Origin of the sequence: Bisgaardia hudsonensis (assembly GCF_004345785.1) — a bacterium.
GTDB classification, from domain to species: Bacteria; Pseudomonadota; Gammaproteobacteria; order Enterobacterales; family Pasteurellaceae; genus Bisgaardia; species Bisgaardia hudsonensis.
Map to the genome: position 1 here is coordinate 178,664 of NZ_SLXI01000005.1, position 18,588 is coordinate 197,251.

General features: G+C 34.6%; 18 protein-coding genes, 3 tRNA genes and 1 pseudogene. 6 read left to right on the plus strand and 16 right to left on the minus strand.

What is annotated here, in order from left to right; all coding sequences use genetic code 11:
* Nucleotide 1 precedes the first annotated feature (1 nt).
* Nucleotides 2-1,342, minus strand: a complete 1,341-nt coding sequence (locus EV697_RS08010; protein ID WP_132024448.1) for a Na(+)-translocating NADH-quinone reductase subunit A — start codon at nt 1,340-1,342, stop codon at nt 2-4.
* A 338-nt stretch (nt 1,343-1,680) separates the two neighbouring features.
* Nucleotides 1,681-1,992, minus strand: coding sequence for a BolA family protein (locus EV697_RS08015; RefSeq protein WP_132024450.1), 312 nt, complete (start codon nt 1,990-1,992; stop codon nt 1,681-1,683).
* 92 nt (nt 1,993-2,084) lie between these two features.
* Here EV697_RS08015 and EV697_RS08020 point away from each other — a divergent pair, with 92 nt between their 5' ends.
* Nucleotides 2,085-2,684: a YajG family lipoprotein gene (locus EV697_RS08020; RefSeq protein WP_132024452.1), complete on the plus strand. Its 600-nt coding sequence runs from the start codon at nt 2,085-2,087 to the stop codon at nt 2,682-2,684.
* A 76-nt stretch (nt 2,685-2,760) separates the two neighbouring features.
* On the opposite strand, the gene EV697_RS08025 is transcribed toward EV697_RS08020, so the two are convergent.
* The 6 genes and pseudogenes from EV697_RS08025 to mutY form a co-directional block, all read right to left on the minus strand.
* Nucleotides 2,761-3,369 (minus strand): trimeric intracellular cation channel family protein, encoded by a 609-nt coding sequence (locus tag EV697_RS08025; protein WP_132024454.1) that lies wholly within the window; start codon nt 3,367-3,369, stop codon nt 2,761-2,763.
* 112 nt (nt 3,370-3,481) lie between these two features.
* Nucleotides 3,482-3,557, minus strand: a tRNA-Asn gene (locus tag EV697_RS08030).
* A gap of 5 nt (nt 3,558-3,562) precedes the next feature.
* A tRNA-Phe gene (locus EV697_RS08035) sits at nt 3,563-3,638 on the minus strand.
* Nucleotides 3,639-3,870: 232 nt separating this feature from the next.
* On the minus strand, nt 3,871-4,938 hold the full coding sequence (mltC, locus tag EV697_RS08040; RefSeq protein ID WP_132024456.1) for a membrane-bound lytic murein transglycosylase MltC: 1,068 nt from the start codon (nt 4,936-4,938) through the stop codon (nt 3,871-3,873).
* Nucleotides 4,939-4,941: 3 nt separating this feature from the next.
* Nucleotides 4,942-5,217, minus strand: coding sequence for an oxidative damage protection protein (locus EV697_RS08045; protein WP_132024458.1), 276 nt, complete (start codon nt 5,215-5,217; stop codon nt 4,942-4,944).
* Nucleotides 5,195-6,341, minus strand: a pseudogene (gene mutY / locus EV697_RS08050) (A/G-specific adenine glycosylase). Before mutY ends, EV697_RS08045 begins: the two are co-directional and overlap by 23 nt.
* Before the next feature lie 210 nt (nt 6,342-6,551).
* On the opposite strand from mutY, the gene trmB reads away from it, so the two are divergent.
* From trmB to EV697_RS08070, 4 genes are all read left to right on the plus strand, one after another.
* On the plus strand, nt 6,552-7,304 hold the full coding sequence (gene trmB, locus EV697_RS08055) for a tRNA (guanosine(46)-N7)-methyltransferase TrmB (RefSeq protein WP_132024462.1): 753 nt from the start codon (nt 6,552-6,554) through the stop codon (nt 7,302-7,304).
* A 50-nt stretch (nt 7,305-7,354) separates the two neighbouring features.
* On the plus strand, nt 7,355-7,693 hold the full coding sequence (locus EV697_RS08060; RefSeq protein WP_132024464.1) for a YggL family protein: 339 nt from the start codon (nt 7,355-7,357) through the stop codon (nt 7,691-7,693).
* 177 nt (nt 7,694-7,870) lie between these two features.
* Nucleotides 7,871-10,666 (plus strand): DNA polymerase I, encoded by a 2,796-nt coding sequence (gene polA / locus EV697_RS08065; protein ID WP_132024466.1) that lies wholly within the window; start codon nt 7,871-7,873, stop codon nt 10,664-10,666.
* A 134-nt stretch (nt 10,667-10,800) separates the two neighbouring features.
* Nucleotides 10,801-10,877, plus strand: a tRNA-Ile gene (locus EV697_RS08070).
* Nucleotides 10,878-11,032: 155 nt separating this feature from the next.
* Here EV697_RS08070 and rplS read toward each other — a convergent pair.
* The 4 genes from rplS to rpsP are packed head-to-tail and all read right to left on the minus strand — an operon-like array spanning nt 11,033 to nt 13,019.
* Nucleotides 11,033-11,383 (minus strand): 50S ribosomal protein L19, encoded by a 351-nt coding sequence (rplS, locus tag EV697_RS08075; RefSeq protein WP_132024468.1) that lies wholly within the window; start codon nt 11,381-11,383, stop codon nt 11,033-11,035.
* A 34-nt stretch (nt 11,384-11,417) separates the two neighbouring features.
* Nucleotides 11,418-12,155: a tRNA (guanosine(37)-N1)-methyltransferase TrmD gene (trmD, locus tag EV697_RS08080; protein WP_132024470.1), complete on the minus strand. Its 738-nt coding sequence runs from the start codon at nt 12,153-12,155 to the stop codon at nt 11,418-11,420.
* Nucleotides 12,156-12,213: 58 nt separating this feature from the next.
* The gene (gene rimM, locus EV697_RS08085) at nt 12,214-12,741 is read right to left on the minus strand and encodes a ribosome maturation factor RimM (protein ID WP_132024472.1); all 528 of its coding nucleotides are present in this window, start codon (nt 12,739-12,741) and stop codon (nt 12,214-12,216) included.
* Nucleotides 12,742-12,770: 29 nt separating this feature from the next.
* Nucleotides 12,771-13,019 (minus strand): 30S ribosomal protein S16, encoded by a 249-nt coding sequence (gene rpsP, locus EV697_RS08090; RefSeq protein WP_132024474.1) that lies wholly within the window; start codon nt 13,017-13,019, stop codon nt 12,771-12,773.
* Nucleotides 13,020-13,228: 209 nt separating this feature from the next.
* On the opposite strand from rpsP, the gene EV697_RS08095 reads away from it, so the two are divergent.
* Entirely contained in the window at nt 13,229-14,260 is a 1,032-nt protein-coding gene (locus EV697_RS08095) for a glycosyltransferase family 9 protein (protein WP_132024476.1), read from the plus strand.
* Between the two features lie 72 nt (nt 14,261-14,332).
* Here the strand turns inward: EV697_RS08095 and EV697_RS08100 are convergent, their stop codons facing one another.
* From EV697_RS08100 to EV697_RS08115, 4 genes are all read right to left on the minus strand, one after another.
* Entirely contained in the window at nt 14,333-15,094 is a 762-nt protein-coding gene (locus EV697_RS08100; protein WP_132024478.1) for a glycosyltransferase family 2 protein, read from the minus strand.
* Between the two features lie 130 nt (nt 15,095-15,224).
* Nucleotides 15,225-17,222, minus strand: a complete 1,998-nt coding sequence (gene tkt, locus EV697_RS08105; RefSeq protein ID WP_132024480.1) for a transketolase — start codon at nt 17,220-17,222, stop codon at nt 15,225-15,227.
* Between the two features lie 484 nt (nt 17,223-17,706).
* Nucleotides 17,707-18,381, minus strand: a complete 675-nt coding sequence (locus EV697_RS08110; RefSeq protein ID WP_132024482.1) for a 3-keto-L-gulonate-6-phosphate decarboxylase UlaD — start codon at nt 18,379-18,381, stop codon at nt 17,707-17,709.
* 18 nt (nt 18,382-18,399) lie between these two features.
* Nucleotides 18,400-18,588 (minus strand): class II aldolase/adducin family protein (locus EV697_RS08115; protein WP_341769865.1); only part of this gene is annotated, 189 nt, incomplete at its 5' end.

Consider the following 18,588-nt stretch of genomic DNA (forward strand, 5'->3'; position numbering starts at 1 on the left):
TTTAACCTTCCTTCTCAATCTTATCTAAAGCTTGACGTAAGAGTGGACCATATTCATTTTTACCCGGACACACAAATGTACATAAAGCTAAATCTTCTTCATCTAACTCTAAACAGCCTAATGCTTGTGCACTATCCGTGTCTCCTGCAGATAAATCACGAAGTAACAATGTAGGAATAATGTCTAATGGAACAACTCTTTCATAAGAACCTATTGGAACCATTGCTCTCTCGCCACCATTAACAGCAGAAGTAAAATTAAACAACTTACTACCAAAATGACCAAGTACAGTACGAGTGATAGAGAATTTATTTGCTCCTGGCATAATCCAACCTAAAAACTCTTTTTCACGACCTTCTGCAATTACTGAAACCTGTAAAGCATAACGTCCTAAGTAATCATATGGACCTTTCGCAATAGCTCCGCTTAACACCGAGCCAGAAATAACTCGGTTTTCCCCATCTTGCAATTCATTAGCAACTAATTGAGAAAGTTTTGCTCCCAATTGAGTACGCAATAAACGAGGATTTTTTACTTGTGGTCCAGCTAAAGCAATCACTCTATCAGTATAAAGTTCACCTGTTGTAAATAATTTACCAAATGCAATTACATCTTGATAATTCAAATGCCAAACAGCTTTAGTAATACTTACTGGGTCAATAAAATGAATATGTGTACCAACAAGGCCTGCTGGGTGAGGTCCACCAAAATCATGAATTGAAAGATTTGGTAAATCCACTGTTGGAATATTGGTATCACCCGCCTTACATAAATGTACAGGCTTATCTGTTAATCGGCTTAATACCGTTAAACCTTCGATAAAATCTTGCCAATGTGCCTTTAAAACAATCTCCGGATCTGCGGCTAATGGATTTGTATCCATTGCATTCACGAAAATGGAAGATGGAATAGCATCAATTGCTGGCACCTTACTAAATGGACGCGTTCTAAGTGCGGTCCATAAACCTGAAGTTTGAAGATTTTTGCGAACTTGTTCGCTACTTAATGTTTTTAATTCATCAGATGAATACTTATCAAAAGTAATCTGTTCATTACCTTCCACAGCAATCACTACTGATTGTAAAACTCGCTTAGCACCACGATTAATCGCAGTAATAGTTCCACTAGCTGGAGCAGTAAAAATCACGCCAGGATTCTTTTTATCTTCAAAAAGAATTTGCCCTTTTTTCACAACATCGCCTTCACGTACCTTCATTGAAGGACGCATACCAATGTACTCTTCACCAAGCAAAGCAACTTCAGTAACAGCATTGCCGTTATGGATTACTTGTTCTGGTTTTCCTGATATAGGAAGATCCAATCCTTTTTTAATCGTAATCATATTGTTTGCACTACTTTTCGTTAGATTAAAAATACAGTTATCGTAAAATACGCTAACCTCGTCTTGAGTAATGATCTTCAGACAGTCTTACTATTAAAAAGTAATAGTAATAATCGTTCTCCAACCATATTAAAATAAAAACTCAAATTCCTTTCTACTCAGCCCTCAAAGAAATAAAATATTTCTATAAATGAGCTAAGTTAAAATTTTGCTAAAAATTAACGTCCCATTTTAACTAAAAAATAACGTTCATTCCACTTTACCACTACTTTTTTAGGATTTTTTAGTAAAAAACTGATCTATATTAGTAAAAAATACCATTAGATACTAATAAAGAGTTACTTTCCTACGCCAAGACAGTTTGTTGATTTTGGCAATATTTGTTCTAATCTATCCCATTCTTCTTTAGTGTAAGTATGCAATGCTAATGCGTGAATAGTAGAAGATAACTCATATTGAAATAATTGATAAATTTTTCGATGTCTAGCAACAGGTCTCATTCCAATAAATTTATCACTAACAATGACAACTTTAAAATGTGAATTTGCACCACGCCCAGAGCTATGCTTATGGCTTTCATTTTCAATAGATATAAAATAAGGAGAAAATTCTTGTTGTAATTTTGATTTTAATTCTTGTTCTAAAGACATTTTATTTCCTCTTTGTAAAACTGGTTATTTAGTACTATACATTACCCAATAAGTTTGTAAAATGACAAAAAACTAAACTATCGGAGATTAAAATGAAATTTAAAAAATATCTATCCCTAACAATACTTACAATGAGTGTTATATTCACCACTGGATGCTACAATCAACCGAGCAGTACTATCAACTTTACCCCAACTTCACCAACATTAAAATCACAGATAATAAATCAAAAAGCGATTCTTAATGTCATAATCAATGATCTAAGAAGTTCAGCTGAAATAGCAAAATACACGAAAGAGACAAATATTATAAAGCTATCAGCAAATCCTGCTGTTGATATATTATTTAATCAAATTATAAAAGAAGATCTTAACGCAAAAGGTTTTCAAATTACAAATAACCCAACATTAGCAAATATCAATATTATTGCTAATATCACCGATTTCTACGCTAATATCGGTCAAGGAAATTTACGTCATAATATCAAAAGTAAAATTCAGTTAGAAATAAAAGCACAATCTTCAAAAGGGGAGTTTACTAAACAATTTATGAGTACAAACACTAAAGAGGGAATACTTACTGCTAATAATGAAGATATCCAAAAAATACTCTCTCAAACTTTGCTAGACATTACTCAATCAATTAACAATGATCAAAGTATCAGCAATGCTATAAATAAATATACTAATTAAACTTCTCAACTATTGGCACCTTGCTCATATCTTTTAGATTAAATCAACGTGCCAATAATTTGATATAAAATAGATCTCAACGACTTTGTCCAAAAGTAGGCAATGAAAGCTGCCACTTAATTGAAGCAAGTCGAATAATAAGAACGGCAATGATTGCCACAATAACATCAATAATCCTTGATACATGGTACATACTCAATAAACAATAAATACTCCCTCCAATAATCGACGCAGTAGCATAGATTTCTTTACGGAATATTAAAGGGATTTCTCTCGCTAAAACATCACGAATAACACCGCCACCACACCCTGTTAATGCGCCCATAATCACGGCAACAGTAGGCGTAAAACCAAGTTGAAGAGATTTTTCCGTTCCCATAATAGTAAAAAAAGCCAAACCGATAGCATCAGAAACAGGCAGAATATACCAAGGAACCTTAGCTGGTTTTTTTACAAAAATAATCATTAAAATACAGGTAATGATAACTACCCAAATATACGCATTATTACTTAGCCAGAAAACCGGAACATCTAATACCAAATCACGAATAGTTCCACCACCGATAGCCGTTACACTTGCAAGAACTAATACACCTACTGCGTCCATACGTAAACGAAATGCAAGTGCAACCCCTGAAATAGCAAATATTGATGTACCAAGCAAATCCACTAGATATAAAAACATTAGTCTTATATTCCTCATCGTTTTTATTGATCAGTATAACAAAAAAGAAAGGTAAAACGATCGAATAGAAATAAAAAAACCGCTAATTTAACATTAGCGGTTTTCTAGAATTTGGCTCCTCCTGCTGGACTTGAACCAGCGACATACGGATTAACAGTCCGCCGTTCTACCGACTGAACTAAGGAGGAATAGGTGGTGCCTCGAGGCGGAATCGAACCACCGACACGGGGATTTTCAATCCCCTGCTCTACCGACTGAGCTATCGAGGCAACGTCGTTGTGGTGCGTATTAAACGTTTTTTTCGTTCTCAAGTCAACAGCAATTTTAAAAAAATTTAATTTTTTTTTACTGTTTGAACAATTAGCAATCGAAAAGACTATTGTTTAGACTATTCTATTTAAATAATAGAGATATGAGTGAATAAAAAAGGATCTTAGACCATAAAAATAAAGCGGTTATAAAATAACCGCTTTTAATCACATTAGTTATATTCCATAATGACTACTTAATTATTCGATAGTTTTTCTGTGCTTTATCTACTTTAATTAAATAATTTCTTGCTTGAGCAGATGGATGTGCCGTAGTCAAAATCCGATAAACTTGCTCTGGATACAGGCGATTTATTTTTTCAATTGCCATATCTCTATCTTGATCAAACACACGTAATACTGCACCAGCACCACTATTGTAAGCCGAAATCATCGCAAAACGCTTAGAAGTAGGATTCGTGATCCCATCTAAATATTTTGTTCTTAACAATGATAAATACGCCGTACCTGCATCAATATTTTTTTCGGGATCAAATAAATAGCTTTTTGAGGGTTCACCTCGCTTTCCTTTTAATTGGAAAATATCTCTACCAGCAGTACGAGGAACAACTTGCATTAAACCAATCGCATTTGCATAACTAATCGCATAAGGGTTAAAACTTGACTCAGTTTGCATAATACCTAAAATTAGGCTCTCATCAATATCATAACGACGTGCTGATTTTCTTACCAAAGGTAAATAGCGTTGTGCTCGAATAGCAATATGGTTTGCCACCATAGGAATAACAACATATTGTGCAAATTGACCATTTTCTAGCGGTCTAGCATTCACTTTATTCTGAATCAGATAATCAGCAAAATTACTTGCAATAATCGTATTAGTAATTTTTTGCCCAGCTTGATCAACGACTAACCCGACAAGAAAAGGTCTAGAACTAATGGGAACATCACCAGAAGCAAATAAATCAATTCCTTTGGCATCAGATCCCATCAACAAAGTATGTATAATCGCATTACGTAAATTATTACCATCACCAACTGTTTCAATAGTAATTAATCCTTCGTCGAAACTAATATGACTTCTCGTATAATAATTATCTGTATATTTAACGTAATCTTTACCACTTGCCACTAATAATTCATTAACTCCCCAAATAGAGTCAATATCCTTGGCAAATTGCCCAGTTAAAATATCAAGTCCCTGTGTATCTTTTGATAAAACCTCTTTATCTTTAATTTTATCGGAACTACTACAAGCAAATAAAAAAGGGATAATAAGTGTAGCTAAATATTTTTTCATTTTTTATTTATCTACTTCTGGAACATAACCTTCAATATGAACATCTTTTCCTTCAAAAAGAAAATTAACCATTTCTTTTTCTAGTAATTGACGATGTTCAAGATTCATCATATTTAGTTTTTTTTCATTAACCAGCATAGTTTGCTTTTTCATCCACTCACCCCAAGCTTGTTTACTAATATTTTCAAAGATACGTTTACCAATATCACCAGGATATAACTGAAAATCTAGTCCCTCAGCATCTTTTTTTAAATATTCACAAAATACTATTCTTGCCATTATTATTTCCTTTTAGCTATTTGAAGCAGTAAATTTTTGATCGGTGTCGCTAATCCAATCTGTTCGGGATTTTGTGGATCATACCAATATTTCACTTTTGTGGATAGAGAAGATTGATACTCACTCTTATTTTCTGCTATCTTTTTCCAAGAAGTGCGGTCAATATTTTCAATGTTTTCTGATCCTTCATCTAGATTGACATAAATAGGATAAATATATAAATGATAATGACTAAAAGTATGTTTTACCGCTGTCCATTGTTGATATTCAGTTACTCTATTTTGAATCAAATAATCGATAACGTCTTGTTCAGTGTCAAATTGTGGAAAACAATATAGTCCACCCCAAATCCCTGATTTTTCTCTTTGCTCTAATGCCACTTTTCCTTGTTTTTCTAAAATTAAAAAATATCCTTTCTTTTCTGGTAATGTTTTTTTTACCTTTTTACTTGGATAGCTTTGCCAATCATTCCGTCTATGAGACTGACATTCTGAACTTAGTGGACAAAGATCACATTTCGGTTTTGTTCTAGTACAAACCATCGCCCCCAAATCCATCATTGCTTGATTAAAATCAGCAATATATTCTTTTGGTGTTACTTGAGCTGTGAGCCCCCAAAGTTTATTTTCCACTTTCTTCTCTCCCGTCCACCCATCAACAACAAAATAACGAGCGAGTACCCGTTTTACATTACCATCTAAAATAGGATAAGGTTGATTTAAACAAGAAGATAAAATCGCTCCAGCAGTGCTTCGTCCAATCCCAGATAAAGACAAAACCGTTTGAAAATCCGTAGGAAAATTTCCTTGATATTCATCACGAATAATCTGTGCTGTTTTATGTAAATTTCTTGCCCTTGCGTAATACCCTAATCCCGTCCACAAATGTAACACTTCATCAAGAGGAGCATTAGCAAGTGCGGTAATATTTGGAAAAGTATTAATAAAACGCTGAAAATAAGGAATAACTGTTGTTACTTGAGTTTGTTGTAACATCACTTCAGAAAGCCACACTTTGTATAAAGTTTTCTCTTGTTGCCAAGGCAAATCTTTACGACCAAACTTTTGATACCAATTTAGTACCGCTTTGGCAAAAGGTGCATTTTTATTTGATTGAGCTTGCATAACATTACATTAAGAAAAAAATGGGTTCGAAAGTGTAACACAAGATTAAATTTGAAAAAATCTGATAAAAACAACCGCACTTTATTACATATAAGATAGCGTAATATGGCATTTTCTTGCTTTTTGAAGTAAACCACTTATAATTCAGCCTCATTTATAAAAATAATGCACAAATTTATTATAAAAAACGACTTATATAGTTAATATAAAATGACAGACAATAAAATAACCTTTGCCGATCAAAAACGTAAAACCGTAGAAACCGCCGAATTTACAGAAGATGGACGCTATAAACGTAAAGTACGTAGTTTTGTGCTACGAACAGGACGTTTAAGTGAATACCAGCGTAATATGATGAATAATCATTGGGCATTTTATGGCTTAGAACATCAAAATACCCCATTTAATTTTCAAGAAATTTATCATAATGATAATCCTGTAGTGCTTGAAATTGGCTTTGGTATGGGGAAATCACTGGTGGAAATGGCAGAGCAAAACCCACATAAAAATTATTTGGGTATTGAAGTACACACACCAGGAGTGGGGGCTTGTATTGCTTATGCCGTAGAAAAAAAGGTTAAAAATTTACGCGTAATTTGCCACGATGCAATGGAAATACTGCGGGATTGTATCGCAGATAATACCTTAGCGGGCTTACAATTATTCTTTCCAGATCCTTGGCCAAAAGCAAAACATCACAAACGCCGTATTGTACAATCTGAGTTTATTAATAATCTTACCCCCAAATTGGTTGACCAAGGGTTTATCCATATGGCAACAGATTGGCAAAATTATGCAGAACATATGTTGGAAATATTGCAAAGTGCGGTACAATTTAGCAATGTTTCTGAAACAAATGATTATATCCCTCGTCCTGATTTTCGTCCGCTAACAAAATTTGAACAACGTGGACACAAACTTGGTCACGGCGTTTGGGATTTATACTTCTTAAAAACAAATTAGTGTTCACTCACTAACTTATTAAATAATGATAACTACCATAGGAGAAAAATATGGCTATCAAACGCAATCAAAGACAACGCAAAAAAATGCATCTTGGGGAATTTCAAGAATTAGGTTTCTTAGTAAACTGGCAATTTGCAGAAAATACGCCTATCGATCAAGTAGATGAAATGGTAGATCGTTTTATTAATGAAGTGATTCAAGCTAATGGTTTAGCCTATGAAGGTAGTGGTTACTTACATTGGGAAGGTTTAGTGTGCCTTGAAAAATTAGGAAAATGTGATGAAAGCCACCGTGAATTAGTGAAAAACTGGTTAGAAAAAAATGGCTTACAACAAGTTGAAATCAGTGAATTATTTGATATTTGGTGGGATTACCCAACAAAATAATTCATTTTATTAACTGATATACATACAAAAGGCATTGATTTAGCTAACTATTTCAATGTCTTTTATTTATCTAAAACCCCATACTTAAATAGCCCTGATCGCATATTATTAAATTAGTCTAACAGTATATTTTCATCTATAATACCCGAATTAAATCTAATTAACACAGAGAATATTATGGCTAAAATTGCAGAAAATCCCCTTGTCCTTGTTGATGGTTCATCTTATTTATATCGAGCTTACCACGTTTTTCAAAACTCGGGACGACCACTAACTAATTCCCTTGGAGAACCAACAGGTGCAATGTATGGTGTATTAAATATGCTAAAAAGCTTAATCGCTCAAGTACAGCCTAGCCATATTGCCGTAGTATTTGATGCCAAAGGAAAAACTTTCCGAGATGAAATGTATGAACAATATAAATCTCATCGCCCTCCAATGCCTGATGATTTACGTCAACAAATTTTACCACTACATAATATTATTAAAGCATTAGGTATCCCATTACTTTGTATTGAAGGCGTTGAAGCCGATGATGTTATCGGTACATTAGCCAAACAAGCTGCGGAACAAGGTAAAAAAGTATTAATTAGCACGGGCGATAAAGATATGGCACAGCTAGTTAATGAAAATATTATGCTGATTAATACAATGAATAATACATTATTAGATTCAGAAGGCGTTATTGAAAAATATGGCATTCCACCAGTACTTATCATTGATTATCTCGCATTAATGGGTGATGCTTCAGATAATATTCCTGGTGTGCCAGGTGTGGGGGAGAAAACTGCCTTAGGATTATTACAAGGTATCGGCAGTATGTCAGATATTTATGCTAACTTAGACAAAGTGGCAACTTTACCCATTCGTGGAGCAAAGAGTTTAGCGGATAAATTAAATGCAGCCAAAAAAGAAGCCGATTTATCTTATGCTCTTGCCACTATCAAAACTGATGTGGAATTAGCTATCACAACCGAACAACTCACTTTAGGTCAAGCGAATAAAGACGAATTAATTGAATATTTTGGTCGCTATGAATTTAAGAAATGGTTGAATGAAGTAATAGAAGGAGAAAGCTCGGTCACCAATGGCACATCACAAGCCACAAAAATAAATTATTCACAATCTACTTTCTCAAAAACTGAAAGTGCGGTACAAATTTCTGTAGATCGTGATAAATATGAATGTATTTTGACACAAATTCAACTGGATACTTGGTGTGAAAAACTAAGCGATGCAAAATTGATCGCACTAGATACAGAAACTGATAGCCTAGATTATATGTCTGCAAAACTAGTAGGAATTTCTTTTGCTCTAGAAAATGGGGAAGCCGCTTACTTACCTTTAGGACACGATTATATTGATGTAGAAAAACAATTAGATTTTTCTACCGCACTTACTCAATTAAAACCGATTTTAGAAAATCCAAATATCCAAAAAGTCGGACAAAATTTCAAATATGATCTAACAATTTTTGCTCGTTATGATATTAATGTTCAAGGCGTTACCCAAGATACGATGCTACAATCTTATGTATTAGATAGCACAGGGCGTCACAATATGGACGATCTAGCTAAACGCTATTTAGACCATGATACGATCACCTTTGAAGAAATAGCAGGAAAAGGCAAAGGGCAACTTACCTTTAATCAAATCCCATTAGAGCAAGCCTCTCGCTATGCTGCGGAAGATGCAGATGTAACAATGAAGTTACATCAAGTATTATGGGAAAAATTGCAACAAGAGCCAAAATTAATCAAACTGTTTCAAACCATTGAATTGCCTTTATTAAGTGTACTTTCTCGTATTGAACGTAATGGCGTACTAATTGACACTGAGGCCTTATTCTTACAATCTAATGAATTTGCAACCCGCTTATCTCAAATTGAGCAACAAGCTTATGAGCTAGCTGGAGAAACCTTTAATCTATCCTCACCAAAACAATTACAAGAAATTTTATTTAATAAATTAGGCTTACCTGTAATCAAAAAAACACCAAAAGGTGCACCGTCAACTAATGAAGAAGTTCTAGAAGAATTAGCCTACGAACACGAATTGCCAAAATTATTAGTAGAACATCGTGGATTGAGTAAATTAAAGTCAACTTACACAGATAAACTACCACAAATGGTAAATAAAGAAACTGGACGAGTTCATACTTCCTACCATCAAGCAATTACCAGTACCGGACGTTTGTCATCTAGTGATCCAAATTTACAAAATATTCCCATTCGTAATGATGCAGGACGGAGGATTCGCCAAGCCTTTATTGCAAGAGAAGGATTTAGCATTCTTGCTGCGGATTATTCCCAAATTGAACTACGCATTATGGCACATCTTTCTAAAGATGAAGGACTAATTAATGCCTTTAAAGAAGGAAAAGATATTCACCGCTCCACAGCGGCAGAGATTTTTGGATTACCCCTAGAAGAAGTAACATCAGAACAACGCCGTAGTGCTAAAGCGATTAATTTTGGACTAATTTATGGTATGAGTGCATTTGGACTTTCTCGCCAATTAGGTATTCCAAGAAATGATGCTCAAAAATATATGGATCTTTACTTCCAACGCTATCCTAAAGTACAGCATTTTATGCTCAATATTCGTGAAACAGCAAAAACACAAGGTTACGTTGAAACCTTATTTGGTCGCCGTCTATACTTACCTGATATTAATTCATCTAATGCAATGCGTCGTAAAGGTGCTGAACGTTTGGCAATTAATGCTCCAATGCAAGGCTCGGCTGCTGATATTATCAAACGAGCAATGATCGCTATTGATAAAGAAATCCGAAATAATGATGATATTCTGATGATTATGCAAGTACACGATGAATTAGTGTTCGAAGTGCGGTCAGAAAAAATTGCAGAATTTAGTAAGTTAATTAAAAATTTAATGGAAAAAGCTTCAGAATTAGTTGTGCCATTAATTGTTGATGTCGGCATTGGTGAAAACTGGGACCAAGCACATTAATTAGTATTATGTCTGCAACTGAGATATTTCTATTTGCAGACATAGATTATTAATCTGATTGAAATTTAGTCGTATGATTTATTTCATATAGACTTTATTACGATATTTCTCTATAATGCCCTCCATCTAATCTTCCCCCCGTAGCTCAGTTGGTTAGAGCAGTCGACTCATAATCGATTGGTCACTGGTTCAAGTCCGGTCGGGGGGACCATCATCAAAATATTCGCTTTTTCTAACGATTCTATTATTTCAAATAAAATTAAAAATCTATCTCTCATATTCAAAAATATTCGTTTTATCAACTTATAAAATATCAATAAAAAAGGCTTGGGGATAATCCCAAGCCTTTTTAGAAATAATATAAAATTATTTACCAAGACGTTCTTTGATACGTGCAGAACGACCTGAACGCTCACGTAAGTAGTAAAGTTTCGCTTGACGTACCGCACCTTTACGTTTTACTGCAATACTATCAATTACTGGTGAGTGAGTTTGGAATACACGCTCAACACCTTCACCGTTTGATACTTTACGTAAAGTGAATGCACTGTGCAAGCCACGGTTACGAATTGCAATAACCACGCCTTCGAATGCTTGCAGACGACGTTTACTACCTTCAACAACCCATACTTTAACTTCTAAAGTATCACCAGGGCGGAAGCTTGGTATATTTTGTTTTAATTGTTCTTGTTCGATTTGTTTAATGATGTTACTCATAATAATAAACCTTTTTAATCCTAGATTTAACTGATTAACTATTTTCAAGTTTAACTTGATCTAATAGCTTACGTTGTTCGTCAGTCAGAGCTAGGCTTTCCAATAGCTCAGGGCGTCTTAACCATGTTCTCTCAAGAGATTTTTTTAATCTCCATTTGCGAATTTCTTCATGATTACCAGACATCAGCACTGGTGGTACAGATAAGTCGTCTAACAATTCTGGTCGAGTATAATGTGGACAATCTAACAAACCATCAGCAAAAGAATCTTCTTTAGCAGAGGCTTGTTTTCCTAATACACCAGGAATAAATCTTGCAACAGCATCAATTAATGTCATTGCAGGCAATTCCCCTCCAGTTAAAACATAATCACCGATTGACCATTCTTCATCAATTTCTGTTTCAATCAATCGTTCATCAATCCCTTCATAGCGACCACAAACTAAAATCAATTTTTGATTTTTAGCAAGTTCTTCTACTCCAGATTGATCTAGTTTACGTCCTTGTGGTGAAAGATAAATTACCTTAGCACCTTCTCCTACTTCTGTTTTAGCAGCTCGAATTGCTTCTCTCAATGGCTGTACCATCATCAGCATTCCAGGTCCACCACCATAAGGGCGGTCATCAACAGTTTTATGTTTATCAATGGTAAAATCTCGAGGATTCCAACATTGCACTTGTAAGAGACTTTGTTTAACGGCTCGTCCTGTTACCCCAAATTCTGTAATAGCTTTGAACATTTCAGGGAAAAGACTAATAATCCCAATCCACATATAGTTAGTTACCTTTTGTGTTAAATGCTACTGCCAAAGCCGAACAGCATACCTGAGTTTAGAAACCAGCGTCCCAATCCACTTCAATAGTCTTTGTGGTGAGATCTACTCTTTTAACTACTTGTTCATACAAAAACGGAATTAATCGTTCTTGTTTACCGAAAGCATCTTTGGTATTTGCTCTAACAACTAACACATCATTAGATCCTGTTTCCATCATTTCTGTTACTGTTCCCATTTTATAACCTTGTAAATTAATTACTTGGCAACCAATTAAATCGTGCCAATAATAATCGCCTTCAGTCAATTCAGGAAAAACCGACAAATCTACACCGATTTCAACATTCGCTAAAACTTGTGCAGCCTCACGATCATCAATACCTTTAAGTTTCACAATTAATTCGTGATTATGATGTTTCCAAGTCTCTAATTCTGTTCGTTGCCAAACGCCCTTAATTTTTAAAAACCAAGGTTTATACTCAAAAATACTTTCTGCTTGTTCTGTTGATGAATAAATACGTAACCAACCACGAATACCATAGGTTGAGCCTAATTTGCCAACTACTTCTATTCTTTGTTGTTCCATATTATTCACCTTAAAGTCAAATTCTGCAATTAAGCAGCTTTGCTTGCTTCTTTAACTAATGTTGCAACACGTACTGATAAAGACGCACCTTTTGAAACCCAGTCATTAACACGGTCTAAATCAATGCGAAGACGTTCTGCATTACCATTTGCTAATGGGTTAAAAAAGCCAATACGCTCAATAAAACGACCGTCACGTGGGCAACGACTATCAGCTACAACAATTTGATAAAATGGGCGTTTTTTAGAACCGCCACGAGATAAACGAATGGTTACCATAACCTTCCTCTGAATAATTAAACTAAAAGAAAACCCACATCGAAGGAGTGGGAATGCTTACTTTTTTCTCTGTGAATATAGACAAAAAGCCTAAGGATCTTACTCTTTTTTTAGAAAAAAGCAAGTTTAAAGAAAATTAACGATTGTTATCTAACTAACTTCAATTAAATTTGCTAAAATGATAAAAATTTTTATTGAGATTAAATTTAATGCAAAAGCTACTTATAATCCGCAATGATAAACTCGGTGATTTTATTTTATCCTTTCCTGCATTAGCATTATTAAAATGCTCATGCCCCGAATTAAAAATCACTGCACTTGTACCAGACTATACTGCACCAATAGCTAAAATCTGTCCTTATATTGATGAAATTATCATTGATGCGAAAAATAAAAAAAATAAGTCCGAGTTTAAACGCGTATTAACTGAGATTAAAGGAGAAAAGTTTGACGCTGTAATCAGTTTTGTTTCTGATTGGTACAATGCAAAACTCACTTGGCAATCAAAAATCAGCTACCGCCTCGCTCCAGCTACAAAATTATTTCAGTTTTTATATAATCACCGCCTAACGCAACGTCGTTCTCAATCGGCAAAGGCAGAATATGAATACAATATGGATTTAGCGAGATGCTTTCTCAAGGAACATAAGCGAGCTATAGTTGAGCCAGAATTACCCTATCTTAGTTTTGAAAAAAGTGCGGTCGAAAATCATAAAAATTTATTAGCAAAACAACTTGGCATAAGTACAAGTAAAAAATGGATTTTTATTCATAGTGGATCAGGTGGATCTGCTAATAATCTCTCATTAGAGCAATATGCTCAACTTGCACAAGGTTTATTAGCACATTCTGACTGTTATATTATCTTAACTGCTGGTCCTAATGAAAGCGAAAAAGCACACCAACTAGCCAACCTTATCAACAATCCTTCTGTTATGATATACGATAAAAACAACGGTTTAGTTAATTTTGCCTATTCATTAGCTTGTGCAGATTTATTTATAGCAGGTTCAACAGGACCACTACACCTAAGTGGTGCATTAAATATCCCAACTATTGGCTTCTACCCTAGTCGTCGCTCAGCACTCCCAATTCGCTGGCGACCAATCAACGCAGAAAATAAACATATTGCTTTTTGTCCACCAAAAGATAAAGCCTCACAAATGAATTTAACCCTTATTGATATTAATAATGCTTTAAAAAGTATCGTCCCCTTTATAAAAAAACAATGGGAATTATAGCTTTCATAATATGAAACATAAAAAAATGGCAGAAATTTATATGGTTTCTGCCATTTATAATAAATACATCAATTACTTATTATTTGTTCTCAACCATAAGTCTGCATACTTCACAAAAGTAGAATGGCTAGAGAGAATAGCCAGAAGAAATCCTTGCTTACCGTCTAAAAAGCCTGCTTTTAAAATATACATTTTAATAAAGCAGCTAATCCCGTGAGTTACTCCTTGAAATAAAGTAGCTTTTTTCCCCGCATTTTTCTTTTGTTCTGCCCAAGCTTTTGCATAACTAGCCGACTTAACTAAATAATGATGAATATCCTTGTAAGTATAATGTAATAAGTCGCCTGATAATTTTCTAGTTACTGCATTTTTAGGTAAATGTACCTTTTCATGTACCAACTCATCACCATATTGAGCAAAAGATGTTTTATATAAACGAGTAACATAATCTGGATACCAACCAGAATGGCGAATTTCACGCCCAAACACCTCACTTAAACGAGGTAATTCATAAACTGTATTTTCTAGATCACTTTCTACTGCACTTAAAATAGATTGTTTAAGCTCATCTGTTACACGTTCATCAGCATCTAACCACAATACATAATCACTAGTAACATATTGCTGTGCTAATTGACGTTGTTTACCAAAACCTTGCCAATCTGTATTGACATAAAATTTTGCACCATATTGACTTGCAATATTTTCCGTATTATCCGTACTTCCCGAATCTAGAATAACAATCTCATCAACCCAATCTTTCACAGTATCTAAACATTGTGCTAAATCTTGTTCTTCATTTTTTACAATCATTGCAACGCTAATAGTCGGCATAATTTTGTCCCATTGTTTTTTAGTTTATGGCATTTTAGCGGATAAATAACAGAGAAAAAAGGGGAGAATAATATTACAAATACAATAAAGGCGTACCTTAAGATACGCCTTAATATAATAAAATCAATTTTTATAAAATTTCTTTTGCTTTCGCTACTACATTTTCAACAGTAAAGCCGAAAAGCTTGAAGAGTTGATCTGCTGGTGCAGACTCACCAAAACTATTCATAGCAACGACACGACCACCAAAACCAACATATTTATACCAAAAATCTGCAATACCAGCTTCAATCGCTACACGTTTAGTCACTGAACTTGGTAACACACTTTCACGGTATGCTTCGTCTTGTTTATCAAATACATTCGTTGATGGCATTGATACAACACGAATATTTTTACCTTCGGCAGTAAGTTGTTCTGCTGCTTTCACCGCTAACTCAACTTCAGATCCTGTTGCAATAAAGATTAAATCAGGTGTTTCAACACAATCTTTTAACACATAAGCACCACGAGCAACATTGGCTAATTGCTCAGAAGTGCGGTCCATTTGTGTTAAATTTTGACGAGTGAAAATTAACGCACTCGGTCCATCTTGACGCTCAACTGCCGATTTCCATGCTATCGCTGACTCAACTTGATCACAAGGTCGCCATGTTTCTAAATTAGGAATTAAACGCAACGCCGATGTTTGTTCAACAGGTTGATGTGTCGGTCCGTCCTCTCCTAATCCAATAGAATCATGGGTATAAACAAATAATGTACGCTGTTTCATCAATGCTGCCATACGTACCGCATTATGAGCATATTCATAGAACATTAAGAATGTCGCGCCATAAGGAATAAAGCCTCCATGTAATGCAATACCATTCATAATAGCTGACATACCAAATTCACGAACACCGTAGTTAATATAATTTCCATCAGTATTTTTAGTCGCTCGGATTGGTTTTGAACCAGACCACAATGTTAGGTTTGAACCCGCTAAATCTGCGGAACCACCCAAAAACTCTGGCAACAATTTTGCATAAGCTTCGATCGCATTTTGTGAAGCTTTACGACTTGCGATACTTGCAGGATTTGCTTGTAACTGCTCTACAAATGCTTGGCTATCTTTAGCCCAATTTGATGGAAGCTCGCCACTTAAACGACGCACTAGTTCTGTTGCTAATTCTGGATAAGCTTTTTCATAAGCTACAAATTTAGTATTCCAATCTTGCTCAAGTTTCTGACCTTTTGCTTTTGCATCCCATTGTGCATAAATATCGGCTGGAATCTCAAATGGAGCATAATTCCAATTTAATGCTTGACGAGTTAACGCAATTTCCTCATCACCTAATGGTGCACCGTGAGAATCATGAGAAGCAGATTTATTTGGTGAGCCAAAACCAATAATCGTTTTACAAATAATTAATGTCGGCTTGTCTTTTTCAGCTTGAGCTTGTTTAATTGCATCAATGATTTGTTGTGAATTATGCCCATCAATTTGTGGTACAACGTGCCAACCATAAGCTTCAAAACGTTTTTGTGTATTATCAGTAAACCACCCCTCTACCTCACCATCAATTGAGATATTATTATCATCATAAAATGCTATTAATTTACCTAAACCCAATGTACCAGCTAATGAACAAGCTTCATGAGAAATCCCTTCCATTAAGCAACCATCACCTAAAAATGCATAAGTATAATGATCAACAATATCATGTCCTTCGCGGTTAAATTGAGCAGCTAATGTTTTTTCTGCAATCGCCATACCAACCGCATTAGTGATACCTTGCCCAAGAGGTCCAGTTGTTGTTTCTACACCTGGTGCATAACCATATTCAGGGTGCCCTGGTGTTTTAGAATGTAATTGACGGAATTGTTTTAAATCATCAATTGACAAATCATAACCAGAAAGATGAAGTAAGCTATAAATCAGCATTGAACCATGACCATTTGAAAGTACAAATCTATCACGGTTAGCCCATTTAGGATTAGTAGGGTTATGATGTAAAAAATCACGCCATAGCACTTCGGCTATATCCGCCATTCCCATTGGGGCACCAGGGTGTCCTGATTTTGCTTTTTGTACCGCATCCATACTTAAAAAACGTATCGCATTTGCGAGTGGTTGACGATCTGTCATAATATTCTCCAATTTATTGCTAATTATTTATTAAAAATTTAAAACTAACCTAATTTCTAATTTTCCTATTCGATGGTAAATTCACATCTATCTTTTATCAAGTATCCAACTATCATAGGATAAACTATTATATTACTAATAAAATTCACGTTCTGTTAAGAACTGTAATTATTGGTCTATTTTACCTATAAATTCTTTTGCTTGAGTGCAGTCGTATTTTATTGTAATCCTTAGTCACAAAGCCAAAACAATAATTAAATATTCTTAACGTACTCTACGTAACCACCGTATTATAACCATATTCTTCATAAATAGTTATAGATTTTTATTATAGAAATAATTACTGCAAATTCTTCAACTAAATAAAATTTGTGACCATGAGTATGTAACGTTGTATTAAGCAAAAGTAAAGTATTGCCCGGTATTAGCAATCACTATAATCACATATTCAATTGTTATGCTATAGAACAAACTGCGGTCAAAATTACCAGTATTTTTCAATTTCAGAAGAAATATGCTGTGCCGTTGCTATACCATTTTCTCCTGTTAACGCTCTACCCGCAATAAAAGCTTTAGTATTTTTAATATCTTTAAATAGATGAATATCTTGAGGAACAATACCGCCAGTTATCGAAACCTCTATTCCTAAGTCAGATAAATTTTTCATTAATAATAAATCTTCATTTTGCCAACTTTTCCCAGCTAATTCCGCATCTCGAGAACGATGATAAATAGCCTGTTGAATACCAGAACTGATCCAACTTTCCGCATCTTGTAATGTCCAATTTCCATATAATTCAATTTGAATTTCTTTTTTATTCTTTAAATGGGGATTGAGCATATTGAACTCCTCTGCAACAGCTTGACAAGCTAATTTGGTTGCAGGATGAGCAGCAGCAGATACCGTTAACCAATCTGCGCCGGCTTCAAATGCCATTTTAGCTAAAACCCCGCCTGCATCAGTAGTTTTAAAATCACATACAATAATATGATCAGGATATAATGATCGAATAATTGATATTGCTTTCATTCCTTCAGAACAAGCAAGAATTGTGCCAACTTCAATTATGTCAACAAAATTTGCTACTTGTCTTACATCCTGAATAGCTTTTTCTATGCTTAATGAATCAAGAGCTATTTGTAATAATGGCTTAGTCATAATTTCTCCTTTTTCATTCTACTGCCCATAATAAGCATTCTTCCCATGTTTACGTAAATAATGCTTATCCAACAAATCTTGTTGCATAGGTTGTAAATTAGGACGAAGTTGACGTGTAAATAAATTCATATAAGCAATTTCTTCTAAAACCACTGCATTATGTACCGCATTATCCGCATCAGTTCCCCAAGAAAAAGGTCCGTGAGA

Coding starts and splice junctions, on each gene's coding strand:
- EV697_RS08010 (WP_132024448.1), bottom strand. CDS start 1,342: ATGATTACGATTAAAAAAGGATTGGATCTTCCTATATCAGGAAAACCA.
- EV697_RS08015 (WP_132024450.1), bottom strand. CDS start 1,992: ATGTCTTTAGAACAAGAATTAAAATCAAAATTACAACAAGAATTTTCT.
- EV697_RS08020 (WP_132024452.1), top strand. CDS start 2,085: ATGAAATTTAAAAAATATCTATCCCTAACAATACTTACAATGAGTGTT.
- EV697_RS08025 (WP_132024454.1), bottom strand. CDS start 3,369: ATGTTTTTATATCTAGTGGATTTGCTTGGTACATCAATATTTGCTATT.
- mltC (WP_132024456.1), bottom strand. CDS start 4,938: ATGAAAAAATATTTAGCTACACTTATTATCCCTTTTTTATTTGCTTGT.
- EV697_RS08045 (WP_132024458.1), bottom strand. CDS start 5,217: ATGGCAAGAATAGTATTTTGTGAATATTTAAAAAAAGATGCTGAGGGA.
- trmB (WP_132024462.1), top strand. CDS start 6,552: ATGACAGACAATAAAATAACCTTTGCCGATCAAAAACGTAAAACCGTA.
- EV697_RS08060 (WP_132024464.1), top strand. CDS start 7,355: ATGGCTATCAAACGCAATCAAAGACAACGCAAAAAAATGCATCTTGGG.
- polA (WP_132024466.1), top strand. CDS start 7,871: ATGGCTAAAATTGCAGAAAATCCCCTTGTCCTTGTTGATGGTTCATCT.
- rplS (WP_132024468.1), bottom strand. CDS start 11,383: ATGAGTAACATCATTAAACAAATCGAACAAGAACAATTAAAACAAAAT.
- trmD (WP_132024470.1), bottom strand. CDS start 12,155: ATGTGGATTGGGATTATTAGTCTTTTCCCTGAAATGTTCAAAGCTATT.
- rimM (WP_132024472.1), bottom strand. CDS start 12,741: ATGGAACAACAAAGAATAGAAGTAGTTGGCAAATTAGGCTCAACCTAT.
- rpsP (WP_132024474.1), bottom strand. CDS start 13,019: ATGGTAACCATTCGTTTATCTCGTGGCGGTTCTAAAAAACGCCCATTT.
- EV697_RS08095 (WP_132024476.1), top strand. CDS start 13,229: ATGCAAAAGCTACTTATAATCCGCAATGATAAACTCGGTGATTTTATT.
- EV697_RS08100 (WP_132024478.1), bottom strand. CDS start 15,094: ATGCCGACTATTAGCGTTGCAATGATTGTAAAAAATGAAGAACAAGAT.
- tkt (WP_132024480.1), bottom strand. CDS start 17,222: ATGACAGATCGTCAACCACTCGCAAATGCGATACGTTTTTTAAGTATG.
- EV697_RS08110 (WP_132024482.1), bottom strand. CDS start 18,381: ATGACTAAGCCATTATTACAAATAGCTCTTGATTCATTAAGCATAGAA.